We start from the raw sequence: 16999 nt of genomic DNA on the forward strand, positions 1-16999 counted from the left end.
AAGTAGCTCAGCCGAGTGCGGATGCCGCCCCCTTGAGTACCAATCCCGCCCCGAGGGCCACCACGACGAACGCCGACATCAGGGGCGCGGTCCTGCGCACCAGGGCGGTCATCGGGCTCGCCGCGAGACGGGGGCGGCGGTCCAGCACCCGTGTGACTCCGCTACCCAGCCTGACGACGGCGAAGCCGGCCGCGGTCAGGGTGAGGGCGAGTCCGACGCCGTACGCCACGACGAGCAGCAGACCGAACCAGGCCTGCCCGAGCGCGGCGGCGCCGACGAGCACGACGACGGCGGAGGGGCTGGGCACGAGGCCGCCGGCGAAGCCGAGCAGGATCGTGCCGCGGATGGTGGGGGCGACGGCGTGGGTGTGGGTGAAGCCGCCGTGGGTGTGTTCCAGGGTGTGGGGGTGAGCGTGGGGATGGGGATGGGGGTGGTCGTGGGTGTGGTCGTGCCCGTGGTCGTGATGGCGGGTGTGCGCGTGAGCGCGGGTCTTGGTGGCGGCCCGGGCCGGTTCCGCGTGGGCGGCCGCCAGGACCAGGGGGCGGTCCTCGGCCTCTTCGTGATCGTGGTCGTGGGTGTGGCCGCTGGGGCCGTGCGGGTGCGGGTGCGGGTGGGGGTGCGGATGCGAGTGGCCGTGGTCGTGATCGTGGCTGTGCGGATGGCCGCCGCTGTCACCGTGCCCGTGCCCGTGCCCGTGGCTGTGTCCGTGCCCGTGCTTCTGGTTGCGCAGCGCCCGGCGCAGCAGTGTCACGCCCGCCGCGGTCACCATCACGCCGCTCGCGATGCCCAGCCACGCGATCACCGAGGGTGCCGCCGCCGAGCCGGCCGTGACCAGGAGGCCCAGGGCGACCACGCCCAGGGTGTGGGTGACCGTGACGGAGGCGGCCAGCGGCAGGACGTCCTTCATCCGGGCCTTGCCGCCGCGCGCCGCCGCCACCGCGGCCATCAGGGTCTTGCCGTGGCCCGGGGCCAGCGCGTGCATGGCGCCCAGGACCACCGCGATGAGCAGGGCCAGCGCGGCGAACCCGACGCTGAGGTGCTGGCGGGCGACCAGGGAGTCCAGGGCGCGGGTCCAGCGGTCGGCGCCGCGGGGCAGCACCGAGGCGGCGGGCGCGTCCGACTGTTCCTCGGCGAGAGCGGGGCCGCCGGGCCGCACCCGCAGCGAGGCGGTCACCGTGTCGGCGGGGGAGGAGAGCAACTCCTGCGGATACCTGGTCAGTTCGTTCGAGATCGACTTCGTCGGTACGTCCGACTTCGCGAGCGTCGTCCGGTCGCCGCGCGCGGTGATCTCGCGCCAGCCGGGGCCGGTGTCGGTGCCCGCGCTGTGGAAGCCGAGGGCGACGGTGGCGTCCTCGGGCAGCGGGGCGGTCAGCCGGCACTGCACGCGCAGGGTGTCGAGCCCGGCCTGACCGGGACGCACCCGCGCCTCGCTGCTCCTGACCGTGAGGGCGACCGCACGGCCGTCCACGGTGACCTTGCCGCCCTCCGCCGCCTTCTGGCAGCGCTGCGCGGCCCACTCGGTCATGCCGAGCTTCTCGATGTCCGGCTTGGCCTGGGTGGCCGGGATCTCGGCGAGGTCCTCGACATGGTCGACGCGGAGCTGACCGGGGGCGGCGACGAGACCGTCGTAGCGGTTGACGGTGAAGTTGCCGAGAGGGTGGGCGCTCGCGCTGCTGGAAGGGAGCAGCGCGAGCGCACAAGCCGCCGTCAGGACGGCCGTGAGGGACGCGAACAGACGGCGGGGCTTCAACGGGCCATCTCCTTCAGTGCCTTGCGGGCCTCGCGGGCACCGAGCGGGGAGAAACCGGAGTTCAGCTTCAGGGCGGCGGTGAGGTGTGTCCGGGCCGCCTTCTCGTCTCCCGCGGCGCGCTCGATGATCCCGCGGTGGTAGAGGAAGGAGGCGTTGCGGTAGCCGGTGGCGGTGGCCTGCCGGGCGTACGGCAGGGCCTCCTTGTCCCGGCCGTTGACGTGCAGCGCCCACGCGAGGGCGTCCGCGGTGTGCACGGTGTGCCGGCGGGCCCACTCGGCGCGGGCGGCCTTCAGCGCGGAGGCCTTGTCGCCGTGGTCGGCGGCGGCGAGCGCGGTGTCCAGGTCGGCGTTGACGCCGTTGGCCCGGGCGAGCGCGATCCAGGCGTCGACCAGCGCGTACTGGTCCCTGGCCTTCGCCTTGTCGCCGTCGGCGCCGCGGTCCTCGTACAACTCGCCGAGCTCGACGAGCGGTTGGGGCAGCGGATACCGGGAGACGACGTTCTCCATGCCCTTGATCGCGGCCGCCCGGTCCCCGCTCGCGGCCTGCGCGCGGGCCCTGCCCTCCAGCGCCGGAAGGTAGGTGTCGTCGGCGGCGAGAGCGCGGGCGTAGTCGGTCAGGGCCGTGTCGTAGTCGCCCTGGTTCCAGGCGAGTTGGCCCAGAGCGGTGGCCACGTATGAGATGTCTCCCGGGGTGGTCGCGGTGGACAGGGCCTGCTCCAGGACGGTCCGGGCGGTGCGTACGTCGCCGCGGAGCTCGTGGACGTAGGCGTACCGGGTGAACACCGGGATGCCGGGCCGCCGTTCGTCCGCGAGGTCGGCCGCCTTCGACGCCTCGTCGTAGCGGCCGAGTTCGACGAGGGCGTCGATCCGGGAGGACAGGGCGCGGTCGTCGTAGGGGTTCTGCTTGAGGGTCTTGTCGGCGTACGTGAGGGCGTCCTTGAAGTCGTGCCGGGCCGCGGCCAGCGCGGCCAGACCGGCGAGCCCCTGCTCGTTGTCCGCCTTCAACTTCAGTGACTTCTCCAGGGCTTGCTGGGCCTGCGGATAGCGCGACGGGTCACCCTTGGTCCGCGCCTGCTCGACATAGGCGAGCCCGAGGGTCGCCCAGCTCCCGAAGTCCTTGGGCTGGCTGCGCAGATGAACCTGGATCGCCTTGATGCTCGCGTCCAGGTCCCCACTGGCCATGAGCCCGGGGGAGACCGCCGAGGACGAACTGGCGACGGTGGCGGTGCCGCCGTCCCGCAGCGCCCCGAAGGCGATCGACCCGCCGGTCAGCGCGACGGCCAACAGCGCCGCGCACCCGGCGAGTTGAGCGGCCCGCCACCGCCGCCCGGCCTCTCCGACCCGCCGCACGGCGGCGACCTTCTCCTCGTCGGGCTGAGCGGAGTCGGTCTGAGCGGATTCCGCCTGCGCGGAGTCGGCCTGAGTGGATTCGGCTTGAGCGGAATCGGTCTGAGCAGAGGGCTCCACGGTCTCCGACGATCCGTCGTGCTCGTTCTCGGCTGCGCTGTCGGTCGTAGACCCGGACATGCCCTCTCCTGTTTCGTCTCGTGTTTCGTCTCGTGATCGTGAACTGCGGCGCGGCCTGCACCGTGGGGGATGAGTACGCGCAGGCCGCGCCAGCAAGGGGGTGACTACGGGCGGTCGGCGGTGACTAGTACGCCCGTCGCCGCATCCGGCGCCACCACATCAGCGCCGCCCCGATCAGCACGATCCCGGCCGCACCCGCGCCCGCGGACCCGGCGATCAGCGTCATGTTGTTCGACCCGGACGCACCGGCCGGGGACAGCGCGTCGCCGAGCTGGTTGCGGACGTCGTTCCCGCCGCTCGTGCCCTTGGCCAGCGGTCCGCGGGACCCCTCGGTCGGCAGCGCGACGTACGGGAACGACTTCTCGAAGTCCTTGTCGTTCTTGTCGACCGCGTCACCCAGGTCGTTCTTCGAGCCGACCAGCTCGCCCTCGACGACCTGGAGCGAGGCGTCGATCACGTCGTCGGTGAGCCGACGCCCGTTCGGGAACCCGGCGTTGTCGCCATCAAGCACACCGAGCCGCTTCGGAGAATCGGTGGGCTTGATGGACGTGTTGAGGCGCAGCTCCTCCGCGGGCCGCACGTGCGGCGGCTGGTTCAGTCCCTTGACGCCCTTCAGGAACACGTCCACGAGGTCGTTGCGGGGCTCGGCCGGCGCCTTGATCTTGTAGATCGCCTCGATGAGCTTCGGCAGCTCGGGGTTGGTCACGTTCTTCAGGAACTGGGCGTCGTCCCACGGCGAGGACGCGTTGAACTTGTCCTTGTCCTTGAGCGGGTTGACGACCTCGTTGACCAACGGGTTGCCGAGGCGCGAGACCTGGGAGTAGTAGCCCTGCGCGTTCTTGCGCTGGGTCGTCGACCAGATGCCCACGATCGGCTGGTGCGAGGACTCGGTGATCATGTCCGTCGGCACCTGGAGGGCGATCGAGTTGACGTTGTAGCCCTTGAGCGTGTCGTTGCCGACCTCGGTGAGGTTCCCGCCGTACAGCAGGTCGAAGACGCGCAGGTCGGCGAAGAACGGGTCGTCGGCCTGGCCGGCGAAGGACGTCGAGTCGCCGGGAAGCTTGTAGACCGCCTGGTCGCGCAGCTTCTCGTAGTTCGGCATGGACGCCTTGCCGACGTTCGACGGGGCCACCGGGATGTCGTCGGCGACCTTCGTCTTGTACTGGACATTCTGGTTCTTCAGCTTGAAGAGCTCGATGTCGTACGTCTGCGTGACGTTGAGGTCCGGGTCGTCGAGGCTCTCGACCACGCCGGTGTTGTACAGGAACGACTTCTTGTTCTTGATGTGCGTCTTGAAGGTGAAGCGGTAGAGCAGGTCGCCCTGTCCGTCACCGTTGTTGTCGATGTGGAGGTCGTACTGCGCGTCCTCGGCGAACTGGTAGAAGTTCGGCCCGCCCCCGGGCTCCTCGAACGGGATCCAGTTGGCCACGATCGTCGTCGAGTCGGGCTTGTCGGGGCTGACGAACGCGTACACGTCCGTGTTGTCGTACTGCGGGTCGCCCGAGATGAGCGGGGCCTCCCGGTGACTGGAGGCGGAGGCCGCCCCCGGTTCCAGCGCGACGACGCCGGCGGCTGCGAGCCCCCCGGCGGCCAGCGCACCACATATGAGGGTCGCGAGACTCCTGCGTCCCGAGCCGCTCCTGGAGATAGGTGTCATGCCGTCCGTCCTCAGTCCAACTTGCCTGACGCTGGAGGATTCGGAGTGGGGGTCGGGCCGGATTGGTCGAATCTCAAAACTTCTTTTTCGCTGCTCGACCCGCGTTTTCGGCCCTCTGATCCGTATGAGCCTGTGCATCTCTGTGGCCAGGCGGAGGTGACACAGGCTCAGACCCCATCCGAAGGTGAGTTCGTTGCGAATACCTCATGGGACGGGACGGCCCAGGTGCGGCTTTGCGGGAGGGGGCGGCGAGTTGGAAGCGGACGAGCTTCTGGTGCTCGTGGCGGGTGGGGACCAGAAGGCATTCGAGGAGCTGTACGGGCTCGTGGCCGGGCCGGTGTTCGGTCTCGTACGGCGAGTGGTGCGCGATCCCGCGCAGTCGGAGGAGGTGTCCCAGGAAGTGCTGCTCGAACTCTGGCGGTCCGCCGCGCGGTTCGACCCACGCCGGGGCACCGCCCTGTCCTGGATCCTCACCCTCGCCCACCGGCGCGCCGTCGACCGGGTGCGCAGTGCCCGCGCGGCGGGTGAGCGGGAGCAGCGCGAGGCCCGCCGGGCCCACCACACCGCCTTCGACCAGGTGACCGAGGAGGTCGAGGCGGGCCTGGAACGGGAGTGGGTGCGCCGCTGCCTGGAACGCCTCACCGAGCTTCAGCGCCAGTCGGTGACGCTCGCCTACTACGACGGCTACACGTACCGTGAAGTGGCCGAGCGGCTCTCCCTGCCGCTGGGCACGGTGAAGACACGGATGCGCGACGGACTGACCCGGCTGCGCGAGTGCCTGGGAGGTGTCGCATGAGCCTGCGTGACCGGTTCCGCCGCGAGGACCTCCACTCCCTCGCGGCCCCTTATGCCCTGGACGCGCTGGAGCCCGCCGAGCGGGTCCGCTTCGAGCGGCATCTCAAGGACTGCGACAGCTGTGCAGCCGAGGTGCGGGCGCTGTCCGAGGACGCCATCCGGCTCGCCTGGTCCACGGTCGCCCCCGCGCCGCCCGCGATGCGCGACCGGGTGCTGGCCGCCGTACGCGCGACTCCGCAGGAGCCGTCCCCGCTGCGGGAGTCGAACTGGCAGCGGGAGCCCGCGCGGCAGCGCGAACCTGCCCGGCAGCGCGAGTCCGCCCGGCAGCGTGAGCCGGTCCGTGCCCGCAAGTCGCAGCTTCCGCCCCATGTGTGGGGTGCCCAGCCGCCGCCCAGGGTGCGGCAGCGGCGTCCGCTGTTCGTGCCCTTCGCGACGGCGACCGCCGCCGCGGCTCTCGTCGTCGCCTCCCTGTTCGCCGTCCAGGCCAACCGGACCCAGGACGAACTGGACGCGCAGAAGGCCCAGGCCAGTGAGATCGCCCACGTTCTCCAGGCCGCGGACGCGCTCGCGACCCGGGGACAGGACGCACAGGGCCGAAGTATCGGAGTGGTGGCCTCCGCATCGGAGGGGCGCGCGGTCGTCACCCTGAGCGGGTACAGCGCGCCCCCGAGCGGACGCGTGCGCCAACTGTGGCTCATGCGCCCCAACGAGCAACCGCGCTCCCTGGGGCTGTTCGCCTCCGACACGCCCTTGGTCGCGACCGGTCTCGACAAGTCCGCGACATCACTCGCTGTGACGGTCGAGCCGGATGGTGGCTCTCCGCAACCCACTACACAGCCGGTTGTCCAACTCGCCCTGAAATCGGTTGGATTCGGAGAGTAATCAAAGAGGGGTCGTCAACACCCTTACGGGGAAGGTGAATCCTGTGACGCCGATACACGTGTGCCCCAACGGGGCGATAGGGTTAACCTGCCCGGGCCGGGTGGACTCGTACGGGTGGGGAGTGACATGGAACAGATAACAGTGCGCAGGGCGAGGGTCCCTGCGATCACCTGCGGGAGCAGCGCGACCAGTTCGCGCCTCGACCGCCATCTCTCGGTGCTGTCGGGGCCGGCGGTCCCACAGCGTGAGACGGCGGAGGCGACATCGCTCATGCTGGAGCTGACCGCACGGGACACCACCAAGCAGGAGCGCAGCGACAGGGGTGCGCGGGTCCGCCGCGTCTCGCTGTTCGCGCCGCTGCGCCGACTGCGCCGTTCGCTGTTCGGCGGGCGCTGAGCCCTTGCCGCCCGGTGTCGTGCTGCGATCCGGTCCGTCATCCCCACGGCACGCGGCACGCGCCAGGTGAGTCGGCCGAGCGCGGGGCGTGATCCCCGGCTCGGCCTCCCCGTACGTCACACCTTCGTCATGCGCGCCTCCGAGGTCGGCCCGGACCCCGGCAGGGCCCGAACTCCCCTCCCGGCACCAGGGGTTCAGCCCTCTCCGCGCGCGTACCGGCGTACCGCGAGCGGCGCGAAGACCGCGAGCAGCACCGCGCACCACAGCAGTGACCCGGCGACCGGATGGGCCACCGGCCAGGCGGCCCCCTCCGGCACGGGCGCGTTCCCGAACAGATCCCGCAGGGCCGTGGTCACCGCGCTGATCGGGTTCCACTCGGCAAGGGTGCGCAGCCAGCCGGGCAGCCCCTCGGTCGGGATGTACGCGTTGGACAGCAGCGGCAGCATGAAGGTCGCGCCGCCCAGCTGACCCGAGGCCTCCTCGCTCCGGGTGAGCAGGCCGAGGAAGATCCCGATCCACGTCGTGGCGAACCGGAACAGCAGCAACAGCCCGACGGCGCCCGCCGCTTGGAGCGCGGACCCCTCGATCCGCCAGCCCACCGCGAGCCCCACCAGCAGGAACGGCACGGTGCCGATGGCGGTGACCGCCACGTCCGCCACTGACTGCCCCAACGGTACGGCGGACCGGCTGATCGGCAGGGTGCGCAGCCGGTCCGTCACACCCCGGTGGACGTCCTGGGCGGCCTGGAACATCCCGGTCATGATCCCGTTCGCCGCCGTCGCCACCAGCAGCCCCGGCACCAGGAAGGTCCGGTACACCTCGCCCGGCATCGCCAGCGCGCTGCCGAACACGTAGCCGAAGAACAGCAGCATGGTGATCGGCATGGTCTGGGTCAGGATCAGCAGCCCCGGGTTGTTCCGGACCCGCCGCAGCTGACGGCCCAGCATCGCGGTGCCGTCGTAGGCCAGTGTGCTCATGCCGCGACCTCCTCGGTCAGGCGCAGGAAGACGTCGTCGAGGGTCGGCGGCCGGATGCTCGCGTCGAGCAACGGCACGCCCGCCGCGTCCAGTTCACGCACCAGACGCGGCAGGGTGAGCGTGGTGTCCCGGGTGACCGCGCCGACCGCGTGCCGGTCGTGGTCGAACGACGGTTCCCCGCCCGTGAGTTGGTCGAGGACCCCGGCCGCCTTGCCGAGGACGTCCGGGTCCGCGACGACGATCTCGACATGCGCCCCGATGATCGCCTTGAGCTGGGACGGCGACCCCGTGTGCGCGACCCGCCCCTTGTCCACCAGGGCGATGTCATCGGCGAGTTGGTCGGCCTCCTCCAGGTACTGCGTGGTCAGCAGCACGGTCGTGCCGTCCGCGGTGAGACCGCGTACGGCGTCCCGGATCAGGTTGCGGCCGGCCGGGTCCAGGCCGGTCGTCGGCTCGTCCAGGAACAGGATCTCCGGGCGGCGGATCAGGCTCGCGGCGAGGTCCAGGCGGCGGCGCATCCCGCCCGACCAGGTGGACGCGGGACGGTCGGCGGCCTCGGTGAGACCGAAGCGCTCCAGCAGCTCGGCGGCCCGCTCGGCCGGTCCGCGCACCCGGTGCAGCCGGGCGAACAGGCGCAGGTTCTGCCGTCCGGTGAGGTCCCCGTCGACCGACGCGTACTGCCCGGTGACGGCGATGTCGCGGCGTACCGCCTCGGGCTCCCGGACGAGGTCGTGCCCGGCGACCCGCGCCGAGCCGGCGTCCGGCCGCAGCAGCGTGGTCAACAGCCGTACGGCCGTCGTCTTGCCGGCGCCGTTGGGGCCGAGGATGCCGCAGACCGTGCCCGGAGCGACCGCGAGATCGAGCCCGCGCAGGGCATGGACCTCCCCGAACCGCTTCTCCAGACCTTCACTAAGTACAGCGTACGTAGAAGTCATGGCGCGACCATAGCGCACTACGTACGCTGTACGTAACTAGGATGGTGGCCGAGGTGATGATCGATGGCGGGCAAGGCGGCCGTACCCGAAGTGATCTGGGCACGTCCCGAGCGGACCGGGCGTGGGCCGAAACCCGCGTTCACCAGGGCGGACATCGCGGCGGCGGCGGTGCGGCTGGCGGACGCGGGCGGTCTCGACGCGGTGTCGATGCGGCAGGTCGCGGCCGAACTCGGCTGCGGGACGATGTCGTTGTACAACTACGTCCCCCGCAAGGAGGACCTGTACGAGCTGATGGTGGACGCGGTCAGCGGGGAGCACGAACTCTTCGCGCCGACCGGTGACTGGCGGGTCGACATGCTGCGCAACGCGCGCCAGACCAAGGCGCTCATGCACCGGCACGCCTGGATGGTGCGGCTGATGTCGGGGGTCTACGGCTTCAGCCCCAACGCCCTGCGCTACCTGGAGCACTGCCTCGCCTGCCTCGACCCGCTGGACGCCCCCTCCGGCACGAAGATCGAGCTGGTCGCGATGCTGAACGGGTGTGTGACGACGTACGTCTCCAACGAGCTGTCGACGGCCGAGCGGGTGCGGTCGTTGCCGTGGTCGGAGGAGCAGGAGAACGCGGTGCGGATCGCGTATCTGGGCGGTCAGGTGGCGTCGGGGGCGTATCCGCGACTGGCGGCGTCGTTCATGGAGGACGCGGGGCCGATCGATCTGGACGCCGTGTTCGAGCGGATGCTCGGGCGGGTGCTGGACGGTTTCGAGCCCAGACCCTAGATCAGCGCCAACTGCCCCTCCGGCCCCTCCTCGTGCCCGTCCAGCACCGAGGCCGGCCGGTGTGCGGACTCCGGCGCCGGGAGCACACCCGCCGCGCGCAGGCCGGCCGTCGTGACCGGGGACGTCAACTCGTCCCGCAGGGGCCGCAGTTCCGCCAGCAGGGCCAGGACCGTGATCAGCTCCAGGAGTTCCGACGTCCACGTCTGCGGCCAGGTCGCCGGGCGGATCGCCGCCAGCGTGCCGGGCTCGGCGTCCGCGATCCGGCTCGTGAACCACTGCTCCAGCACCCGTACCCCGTCCGCCTCGAAGTCCCAGGCGGCGGGCGGCACCGGGGAGATACGGCCCTCGTCCAGCAGCAGGGCCTGCTCGTCGCGGTCGTAGTCCAGGGCCACGGGACGGGCGGGCAGGGGCGCGCGGACGTACGGGCGACGGCCTCCGGGCAGCTTCGGACGGTCGCCGTGCCGACGCATCAGCCAGAGCGCGCGGTGCCCCGACTCGACGCCCCGGGACCAGAGTTCGGGGTCCCCGGTGAGCGGGACGGTGAGGTCGGGGCGGGTCACGGCGAGGATCCAGGCGAGCACGTCCAGCGGCTCCACCGCGATCCCGAGCCGGGCCCTCAGGTGTTCCAGGAGCCCCGGCGCCAGATTCGGTTCCGTGCCGCCAGGGCGGCGGTACAGCGGGCGGACGCGGCGGGGGCGCAGCAGGGGGAGCAGGGAGGTCGCGAGGAGCTGGAGGCGGTCGGGGGAGTCCGTGGGCGTCTCCACCACGAACACCTGGTGCTCGTCCGCCACCCGCCACAACTCCGGCCGGGCCGCGTCGATCAGCCGGTGGTCCGGGATCAGCCACTGCTCGTCGAAGGGCGCGTGCAGCACCCGCACCGGCTCCGGACAGGGGCCGGAGGCGCGCGCGAGCCGCTCGGTGCCGCCCGGCTGCCCCGGCAGCTGCCCGACCGCCGACCGCAGGGTCCGCGAGCGCGTCGGCTCGAACAGGGCCTCCCGGTCGGGCCCCTCGGCCTTCAGCAGGGCGTCCCAACGGGCTTTCAGGGAGGCCGCGTCGGGCCCCGTCGGCCACCCCCGGCCGAGCCGCGGCGGTGCGACGGACCACGGCATGAGGTCCGCCAGCGGCGGAGCGTCGTCGTGCGTCACGCTGGGCATCGTACGACGTGTCGAGCGACCCGAAGGGGCGCGGGGAACGGCGCGATCGGCCCCCACCGGGCCCGCGGGCGTGTGACGTGCTTCCCCGCGGAGCACCTACGTGGCGTCCAGCGTCACCGTGAAGGAGAACCGGTCCCCCCGATAGTGGATCACCGCCGCGTCCAGCACCCGCCCGTCCGTGTCGTACGTGACCCCCGTGTAGTGCAGGATCGGGCTGAGCAGCGGGACCTGGAGCAGCCGGGCGGTCTCCGGATCGGCCAGCCGGGCCTCCACCGTGTCCGTGATGCGGCTGATGTCCGCCCCGACGACGTCCCGCAGCACCTTGGTCATCGGCCAGCGCACCAGGTCGGCGGGGTCGATGCGCGCGGCTACCTCGGGACGGACGTAGTTGCGGGCGTGGTTGGTCGGCTCGCCCGTCTTCTCCTCGCTGCGCAGGCGGTGGTACGACGCCACCTCGTCCGACTCCGGGAAGTACTCGGCGAGTTCGGGCGGCACGGGTGACTTGCCGTGCTCCAGCAGCTCGGTCGTCATGCCGGACTGCTGGGCCACGATCGCGTCCACCGAGCCGAGCAGCCGGACCGGGGCGCCCCTGAGCGCGTCCGGCTCGATGAAGGTGCCCCGGCGGCGGTGGCGGGTGATCAGCCCCTCGTCCTCCAGCTCCTTGAGCGCCTGCCGCATGGTCAGCACGCTCACCCCGTAGTGCCCGGCGAGCTGTTCCTCGGTGGGCAGGCGGAGCGGGTCCTGGGGGGAGCGGCCGAGTATCGAGGCGCGCAGGGACTGCGACACCTGGTACCAGAGCGGCAGCTTGCGGTTCAGGACGATCGAGTCCGGGGCGAAGGAGGTCACGGGCTATCCGTACCTTTCGCGCGGCGGTCAGTGCAACGGGCGGAAGTGGCGTTCCAGGCCCCGCCACACGTCGTCGTAGTGCCGCTGGAGGTGGTCCGCCTGGGCCGCGTGCGCGGTGAGCGTCACCGGCCACCGTGTCTCGAACATGAACGCGAGCCCGTCGTCGACCTTCTGCGGCTTCAGCTCGGCCGCGCTCGCCCGGTCGAACGTCTCCCGGTCCGGTCCGTGCGCCGACATCATGTTGTGCAGCGAGCCGCCGCCGGGCACGAAGCCCTCGGCCTTGGCGTCGTACGCCCCCTCGATCAGGCCCATGTACTCGCTCATCACGTTCCGGTGGAAGTACGGCGGCCGGAAGGTGTCCTCGCCGACCAGCCAGCGCGGCGCGAAGACCACGAAGTCGACACCGGCCAGGCCCGGGGTGTCCGACGGGGACGTCAGCACGGTGAAGACCGACGGGTCGGGATGGTCGTACGAGATGCTGCCGATGACGTTGAAGCGCCGCAGGTCGTAGACGTACGGCACATGGTTGCCGTGCCAGGCGACGACGTCGAGCGGGGAATGGTCGTAGGTCGCGGTCCAGAGGTTGCCGCAGAACTTGCTGACGACCTCGACCGGTCCCTCGACGTCCTCGTACGCGGCGACCGGGGCCCGGAAGTCGCGGGCGTTGGCCAGGCCGTTGGCGCCGATCGGGCCGAGGTCGGGGAGCTGGAAGGGGGCGCCGTAGTTCTCGCACACATAACCGCGGGCCGACTCGTCCAGCAGCTCCACACGGAAGCGGACCCCACGAGGGATCAGCGCGACATGTCCCGGCTCCACATGCAGCAGCCCGAACTCGGTGCGCAGCAGCAGTCCGCCGTGCTCCGGGACGATCAGCAGCTCGCCGTCGGCGTCGCTGAAGACGCGGTCCATGGAGTCGGTCGCGTGGTACAGGTGCACGGCCATGCCGGTGCGCTGGGTGACGTCGCCGTTGCCGCCGAGGGTCCACAGGCCGGCCAGGAAGTCGGTGCCCTCCGCGGGGTCCGGCAGCGGGTTCCAGCGCAGCCGGTTGGGGTCCGGGACCGACTCGGTGAAGGGGGCCGTACGGATCCAGCCATTGTGGGTGTGCGTGAACGCCGGGTGCGCGGCGGACGGGCGGATCCGGTAGAGCCAGGAGCGGCGGTTGTGGGCCCGAGGTTCGGTGAACGCCGTACCGCTGAGCTGCTCCGCGTACAGGCCCAGAGGGGCGCGCTGCGGGGCATTGCGGCCCTCCGGCAGGGCACCCGGTACGGCCTCCGAGGCGTGTTCGTTGCCGAAACCGGTGAGGTAGGTCAAGCCCTCGGCGGTCTTCCGCGGGTCCCCGCTCATGGTCGCTCCCTTGCGGTCCGATTCCTATGGAACACCATAGGAATGAGGTTTCGCGGGCGCAAGGGGCCGGCCCGTGGAACCGATTCCGCCGCCCTGACCTCCTCAGGGAGGAGGACGAGAACCAGACCCCAGGGGGATTCGCGGTGTCGGACCTGTGTTCTACGCTCCGGGTCATGTCGTGGACGCGGGGACTCCTTGCCGCGCTCGCGGTCTGTGTCGTGCTGGTGACCGGATCCGCGGGCTGTGGCACCAGTGGGGCACAGGAGCACAAGGAAGGGCAGTCGGTCTCACCGGTGGGCAAGGTCCTCGACGACACCGACCACGAGGGGCGGCACTACCGCGAGGTGGACAAGAAGAACGCCCCCGAGGTCGGCATAGAGGTGCAGCCCGACACGGACGAGGGCTGGTCCGTACGGCTGACCGTCGAGAACTTCGCCTTCTCGCCCGCCGGAGCCAAGGCCAAGGCGGTCTCCGGCCGCGGTGTCGCCGTCGTCTTCGTGGACGACAGCCCCGTCACCACCCTGCGCGCCCCCGCCTACCGCCTCGCGTCCGGCTACGTCCCGCAGGGCACCCACAAGGTCACCGCCCGCCTCTACGCCGACGACGGCACGGTCTGGGCCGTGGACGGCGACCCGGTGGAGAGCACGGCCGACGTCACGGCCTCGGAGCCGCAGGCGACGGGGAGTACGCGGGACGGGGCCCTTGGGACGCGGTCCGCGGGGAGTGCGGGCGGGATCTCGGGGGCGCGGTCCGCAGGGGGCGAGCGCGGGATCTCGGCAGCCCCGGCCGGCGTGAGCCCCGACGGAGCAAGCGCCGAGGGAGCGGGCGTCGAGGGAGCAAGCCCCCGCCACCCCGTCACGCACGCCCACCTCACGGCGAACCCCGGCGGTGGGCGATGAGCGTCACAGGCCCCCGGCCCGGTACCGGGTGGCGGGGTTCACCGGACCACGGCGGAAAGGCATCATGAAGCCCGTGCCCCAAGCGACCTCGCTTCGCCGCGCCCCCGTGCAGCGGCGCAGCGCCGAACGGCTGACCAGAATCCTCGACGCCTGCGCCGACCTCCTCGACGAGGTCGGCTACGACGACCTGAGCACCCGGGCCGTCGCCCTGCGCGCCGGTGTCCCCATCGGCTCGGTGTACCGCTTCTTCGGCAACAAGCGGCAGATGGCGGACGCCCTCGCCCAGCGCAACCTGGAGCGCTTCACCGACCGCGTCACCGGCCGCCTGGAGCAGACCGGCGAGGGCGGCTGGCGCACGGCCATGGACGTCGTCCTGGACGAGTACCTGGCCATGAAGCGCACCGCACCCGGCTTCTCCCTCGTCGACTTCGGCAACCAGATCCCGGTCGGCGCCCGCCACGCCGAGCCCAACCACCGCGTCGCCGACCGCCTCACCGAGCTGCTCTCCGGCTACCTCTCCCGGGAACCGGACGACGACCTCCGCCGCACCTTCCTCATCGCCGTCGAGACCGCCGACACCCTCGTCCACCTGGCCTTCCGGATGGCCCCCGAGGGCGACGAGCGGATCATCCAGGAGGCCCGGGAGATGCTGCGGGCGTATCTGGCCCGGGTGCTCGACTAGCGGCTCGCGGATTTCCGACCTCACCCCCTTGCGGGTCTCCCCTCCGTCCATACCGGTCGGTATGCTCACCCGGGACAGGCACCGCTGCCCCGGGAGGACCCGTGTCCCGCACCGCCCTGCGTATCTGCCCCCTGTGCGAGGCCACCTGCGGCCTGACGCTCACCGTCGAGGGGGTCCGGGTCACCGGTGCCCGCGGGGACCGTGACGACGTGTTCAGCAAGGGCTTCATCTGCCCGAAGGGGGCCTCCTTCGGGGCCGTCGACGGGGACCCCGACCGACTGCGCACCCCGCTCGTGCGCCGGGACGGCGAGCTGCGCGAGGCCACCTGGGAGGAGGCCTTCGACGCGGTCGCCGCCGGCCTCCGGGGCGTCGTGGACGGGTACGGCGCGAACTCCGTCGGGATCGTCCTCGGCAACCCCAACGTCCACACCGTGGCCGGCGCCCTCTACCCGCCCGTGCTGCTTGCCGGACTCGGCACCCGGAGCGTCTTCACCGCCTCCACGGTCGACCAGATGCCCAAGCACGTCTCCAGCGGACTGCTCTACGGCGACGCCAACGCGATCCCGGTCCCGGACCTGGACCATACCGACCACCTGCTGCTCCTCGGCGCCAACCCCCTCGAATCGAACGGGAGTCTGTGCACCGCCCCCGACTTCCCCGGCAAGCTCAAGGCGCTCAAGGCCCGCGGCGGCACCCTCACCGTCGTGGACCCCCGCCGCACCCGCACCGCCAAGCTCGCCGACCGGCACATCGCGATCCGGCCCGGCACCGACGCGCTGCTCCTCGCGGCGATGGCACACGTCCTCTTCGAGGAAGACCTCGTGGACACGGGCGAGTTGGCCCCGCATCTCCTCGGCCTCGACGAACTGCGGGCGGCCGTACGGGACTTCACCCCCGAGGCCGTAGCCGCGGCCTGCGATGTGGAGGCCGAGGCGACGCGCGCCCTCGCCCGCGAACTCGCCGCCGCCCCGACGGCCGCCGTATACGGCCGTATCGGCAGCTGCACGGTCCCGCACGGCACCCTCGCGAGCTGGCTCGTCGACGTGCTCAACATCCTCACCGGCAACCTCGACCGGCCCGGCGGCGCCCTCTTCCCGCAGGCGGCCACCGACCGGACACCCCGGCCCGCCGGACCCAGCCACGGGTTCTCCCTCGGGCGCTGGCACTCGCGGGTGAGCCGACACCCGGAGGCCAAGGGCGAGTTGCCGCTGTCCGCGCTCGCCGAGGAGATCGACACCGCGACCGCGGAGGGCGAGCCGATCCGGGCGCTCGTCGTGGCCGCGGCCAACCCCGTGCTCTCCGCCCCCGACGGCGACCGGCTCGACAAGGCCCTCGGCGCGCTCGACTTCATGGTCAGCGTCGACCCCTACCTCAACGAGACCTCGCGCCACGCCCACGTCGTGCTGCCGCCGCCCCCGCCCTCCCAGAGCCCGCACCACGACTTCGCGTTCAATACCCTCGCCGTCCGCAACCAGGTCCGCTTCAGCCGCCCCGCCGTCCCGCTGGAGCCCGGCCGGATGGCGGAGACGGAGATCTTCGCCCGGTTGATCCTCGCCGCGACCGGCATGCACGGCGCCGACCCGTCCGCGGTCGACGACCTGGTCATCGGCCAGACCCTCGGCAAGGCCGTCAAGGACGCCCACTCGCCCGTGCACGGCCGGGACGCCCAGGAACTGGCGGGCCTGCTCGCCGGCGACAGCGGTCCCGAGCGGCGGCTCGACATGATGCTGCGCCTCGGTCCCTACGGCGACGGCTTCGGCGTACGACCGGACGGGCTGAGCCTCACCGAGCTGCTCGCGCATCCGCACGGCATCGACCTCGGGCCGCTCAGGTCCCGGCTGCCGCAGCCCCTGAAGACCAGGAGCGGCAAGGTCGAACTGCTGCCGCAGCCGATCGCCGACGACCTGCCCCGGCTGCGCGAGGCCCTGCTGCGCGAGCCCGACGGACTCGTCCTGATCGGCCGCAGGCACCTGCGCTCCAACAACAGCTGGATGCACAACGTCCCCGCCCTCACCGGCGGCACCAACCGCTGCACCCTGCACATCCACCCCGAGGACGCGGACGGCCTCGGGCTCGTCGACGGGCAGCCGGTCGGGATCAAGGGCGCCGGGGGAGCGGTGACCGCCCCCGTGGAGATCACCGACACCGTGCGCCGGGGTGTGGTGAGCCTCCCGCACGGCTGGGGCCACGACCGCCCCGGCACCCGTATGCGACACGCGGCCCAGGACCCCGGTGTCAACGTGAACCAGCTGCTCGACGGCACCCTCCTGGACCCGCTGTCAGGCAACGCGGTACTCAACGGAGTGCCCGTCGAATTGATCGCAAGGCCGTGACCTGGAGTTTTGCGCTTATTGCTCGCACGTCAACGTCTTGTTAACG

The 16999-nt window shown here is 71.7% G+C and carries 15 protein-coding genes; 7 read left to right on the top strand and 8 right to left on the bottom strand.

Features of this window, described 5'->3' with window-relative positions; genetic code table 11:
• Window positions 1-7 precede the first annotated feature (7 nt).
• From G3I78_RS24400 to G3I78_RS24410, 3 genes are all read right to left on the bottom strand, one after another.
• Entirely contained in the window at window positions 8-1750 is a 1743-nt protein-coding gene (locus G3I78_RS24400; RefSeq protein WP_164428091.1) for a sulfite exporter TauE/SafE family protein, read from the bottom strand.
• Window positions 1747-3276, bottom strand: coding sequence for a tetratricopeptide repeat protein (locus tag G3I78_RS24405; protein WP_164428093.1), 1530 nt, complete (start codon window positions 3274-3276; stop codon window positions 1747-1749). Before G3I78_RS24405 ends, G3I78_RS24400 begins: the two co-directional genes overlap by 4 nt.
• A 124-nt stretch (window positions 3277-3400) precedes the next feature.
• Window positions 3401-4933, bottom strand: a complete 1533-nt coding sequence (locus tag G3I78_RS24410; RefSeq protein WP_203615453.1) for a DUF4331 domain-containing protein — start codon at window positions 4931-4933, stop codon at window positions 3401-3403.
• A 253-nt stretch (window positions 4934-5186) separates the two neighbouring features.
• Between G3I78_RS24410 and G3I78_RS24415 the strand changes: the two genes are divergently transcribed.
• The 3 genes from G3I78_RS24415 to G3I78_RS24425 all read left to right on the top strand — a co-directional run bounded on the left by G3I78_RS24415 (window position 5187) and on the right by G3I78_RS24425 (window position 7006).
• Window positions 5187-5729: a sigma-70 family RNA polymerase sigma factor gene (locus G3I78_RS24415; protein ID WP_164428095.1), complete on the top strand. Its 543-nt coding sequence runs from the start codon at window positions 5187-5189 to the stop codon at window positions 5727-5729.
• Window positions 5726-6610, top strand: coding sequence for an anti-sigma factor (locus tag G3I78_RS24420; protein ID WP_164428097.1), 885 nt, complete (start codon window positions 5726-5728; stop codon window positions 6608-6610). Before G3I78_RS24415 ends, G3I78_RS24420 begins: the two co-directional genes overlap by 4 nt.
• Before the next feature lie 126 nt (window positions 6611-6736).
• On the top strand, window positions 6737-7006 hold the full coding sequence (locus G3I78_RS24425) for a hypothetical protein (RefSeq protein WP_164428099.1): 270 nt from the start codon (window positions 6737-6739) through the stop codon (window positions 7004-7006).
• Between the two features lie 194 nt (window positions 7007-7200).
• Here G3I78_RS24425 and G3I78_RS24430 read toward each other — a convergent pair whose 3' ends face one another.
• Window positions 7201-7983, bottom strand: coding sequence for an ABC transporter permease (locus tag G3I78_RS24430; protein ID WP_164428101.1), 783 nt, complete (start codon window positions 7981-7983; stop codon window positions 7201-7203).
• Window positions 7980-8918, bottom strand: coding sequence for an ATP-binding cassette domain-containing protein (locus G3I78_RS24435; RefSeq protein WP_164428103.1), 939 nt, complete (start codon window positions 8916-8918; stop codon window positions 7980-7982). Before G3I78_RS24435 ends, G3I78_RS24430 begins: the two co-directional genes overlap by 4 nt.
• Before the next feature lie 63 nt (window positions 8919-8981).
• On the opposite strand from G3I78_RS24435, the gene G3I78_RS24440 reads away from it, so the two are divergent.
• Window positions 8982-9695 carry a TetR/AcrR family transcriptional regulator gene (locus tag G3I78_RS24440; protein ID WP_164428105.1) on the top strand — a complete coding sequence of 238 codons (714 nt, stop codon included), beginning with the start codon at window positions 8982-8984 and terminating at the stop codon, window positions 9693-9695.
• On the opposite strand, the gene G3I78_RS24445 is transcribed toward G3I78_RS24440, so the two are convergent.
• From G3I78_RS24445 to hmgA, 3 genes are all read right to left on the bottom strand, one after another.
• Window positions 9692-10849, bottom strand: a complete 1158-nt coding sequence (locus G3I78_RS24445; RefSeq protein ID WP_164428107.1) for a type ISP restriction/modification enzyme — start codon at window positions 10847-10849, stop codon at window positions 9692-9694. The genes G3I78_RS24440 and G3I78_RS24445 overlap by 4 nt on opposite strands.
• A 96-nt stretch (window positions 10850-10945) precedes the next feature.
• Entirely contained in the window at window positions 10946-11695 is a 750-nt protein-coding gene (locus tag G3I78_RS24450; RefSeq protein ID WP_164428110.1) for a GntR family transcriptional regulator, read from the bottom strand.
• A 27-nt stretch (window positions 11696-11722) separates the two neighbouring features.
• Window positions 11723-13039, bottom strand: coding sequence for a homogentisate 1,2-dioxygenase (gene hmgA, locus G3I78_RS24455; protein WP_164428112.1), 1317 nt, complete (start codon window positions 13037-13039; stop codon window positions 11723-11725).
• Between the two features lie 173 nt (window positions 13040-13212).
• On the opposite strand from hmgA, the gene G3I78_RS24460 reads away from it, so the two are divergent.
• The 3 genes from G3I78_RS24460 to G3I78_RS24470 all read left to right on the top strand — a co-directional run bounded on the left by G3I78_RS24460 (window position 13213) and on the right by G3I78_RS24470 (window position 16953).
• Window positions 13213-13938, top strand: coding sequence for a hypothetical protein (locus tag G3I78_RS24460; protein WP_343243838.1), 726 nt, complete (start codon window positions 13213-13215; stop codon window positions 13936-13938).
• 64 nt (window positions 13939-14002) lie between these two features.
• Entirely contained in the window at window positions 14003-14620 is a 618-nt protein-coding gene (locus tag G3I78_RS24465; RefSeq protein ID WP_164428114.1) for a TetR/AcrR family transcriptional regulator, read from the top strand.
• A 101-nt stretch (window positions 14621-14721) separates the two neighbouring features.
• Window positions 14722-16953, top strand: coding sequence for a molybdopterin oxidoreductase family protein (locus G3I78_RS24470; protein ID WP_164428116.1), 2232 nt, complete (start codon window positions 14722-14724; stop codon window positions 16951-16953).
• The last annotated feature ends 46 nt before the right edge of the window (window positions 16954-16999 follow it).

Source organism: Streptomyces sp. SID13726 (assembly GCF_010548375.1).
Lineage (GTDB): Bacteria > Actinomycetota > Actinomycetes > Streptomycetales > Streptomycetaceae > Streptomyces.

What these genes read in the sequence shown, in the direction of transcription:
- G3I78_RS24405 (WP_164428093.1), bottom strand. Translation starts at nt 3,276, where the DNA reads ATGTCCGGGTCTACGACCGACAGCGCAGCCGAGAACGAGCACGACGGA.
- G3I78_RS24410 (WP_203615453.1), bottom strand. Translation starts at nt 4,933, where the DNA reads ATGACACCTATCTCCAGGAGCGGCTCGGGACGCAGGAGTCTCGCGACC.
- G3I78_RS24420 (WP_164428097.1), top strand. Translation starts at nt 5,726, where the DNA reads ATGAGCCTGCGTGACCGGTTCCGCCGCGAGGACCTCCACTCCCTCGCG.
- G3I78_RS24425 (WP_164428099.1), top strand. Translation starts at nt 6,737, where the DNA reads ATGGAACAGATAACAGTGCGCAGGGCGAGGGTCCCTGCGATCACCTGC.
- G3I78_RS24430 (WP_164428101.1), bottom strand. Translation starts at nt 7,983, where the DNA reads ATGAGCACACTGGCCTACGACGGCACCGCGATGCTGGGCCGTCAGCTG.
- G3I78_RS24435 (WP_164428103.1), bottom strand. Translation starts at nt 8,918, where the DNA reads ATGACTTCTACGTACGCTGTACTTAGTGAAGGTCTGGAGAAGCGGTTC.
- G3I78_RS24440 (WP_164428105.1), top strand. Translation starts at nt 8,982, where the DNA reads ATGGCGGGCAAGGCGGCCGTACCCGAAGTGATCTGGGCACGTCCCGAG.
- G3I78_RS24445 (WP_164428107.1), bottom strand. Translation starts at nt 10,849, where the DNA reads ATGCCCAGCGTGACGCACGACGACGCTCCGCCGCTGGCGGACCTCATG.
- hmgA (WP_164428112.1), bottom strand. Translation starts at nt 13,039, where the DNA reads ATGAGCGGGGACCCGCGGAAGACCGCCGAGGGCTTGACCTACCTCACC.
- G3I78_RS24460 (WP_343243838.1), top strand. Translation starts at nt 13,213, where the DNA reads ATGTCGTGGACGCGGGGACTCCTTGCCGCGCTCGCGGTCTGTGTCGTG.
- G3I78_RS24465 (WP_164428114.1), top strand. Translation starts at nt 14,003, where the DNA reads ATGAAGCCCGTGCCCCAAGCGACCTCGCTTCGCCGCGCCCCCGTGCAG.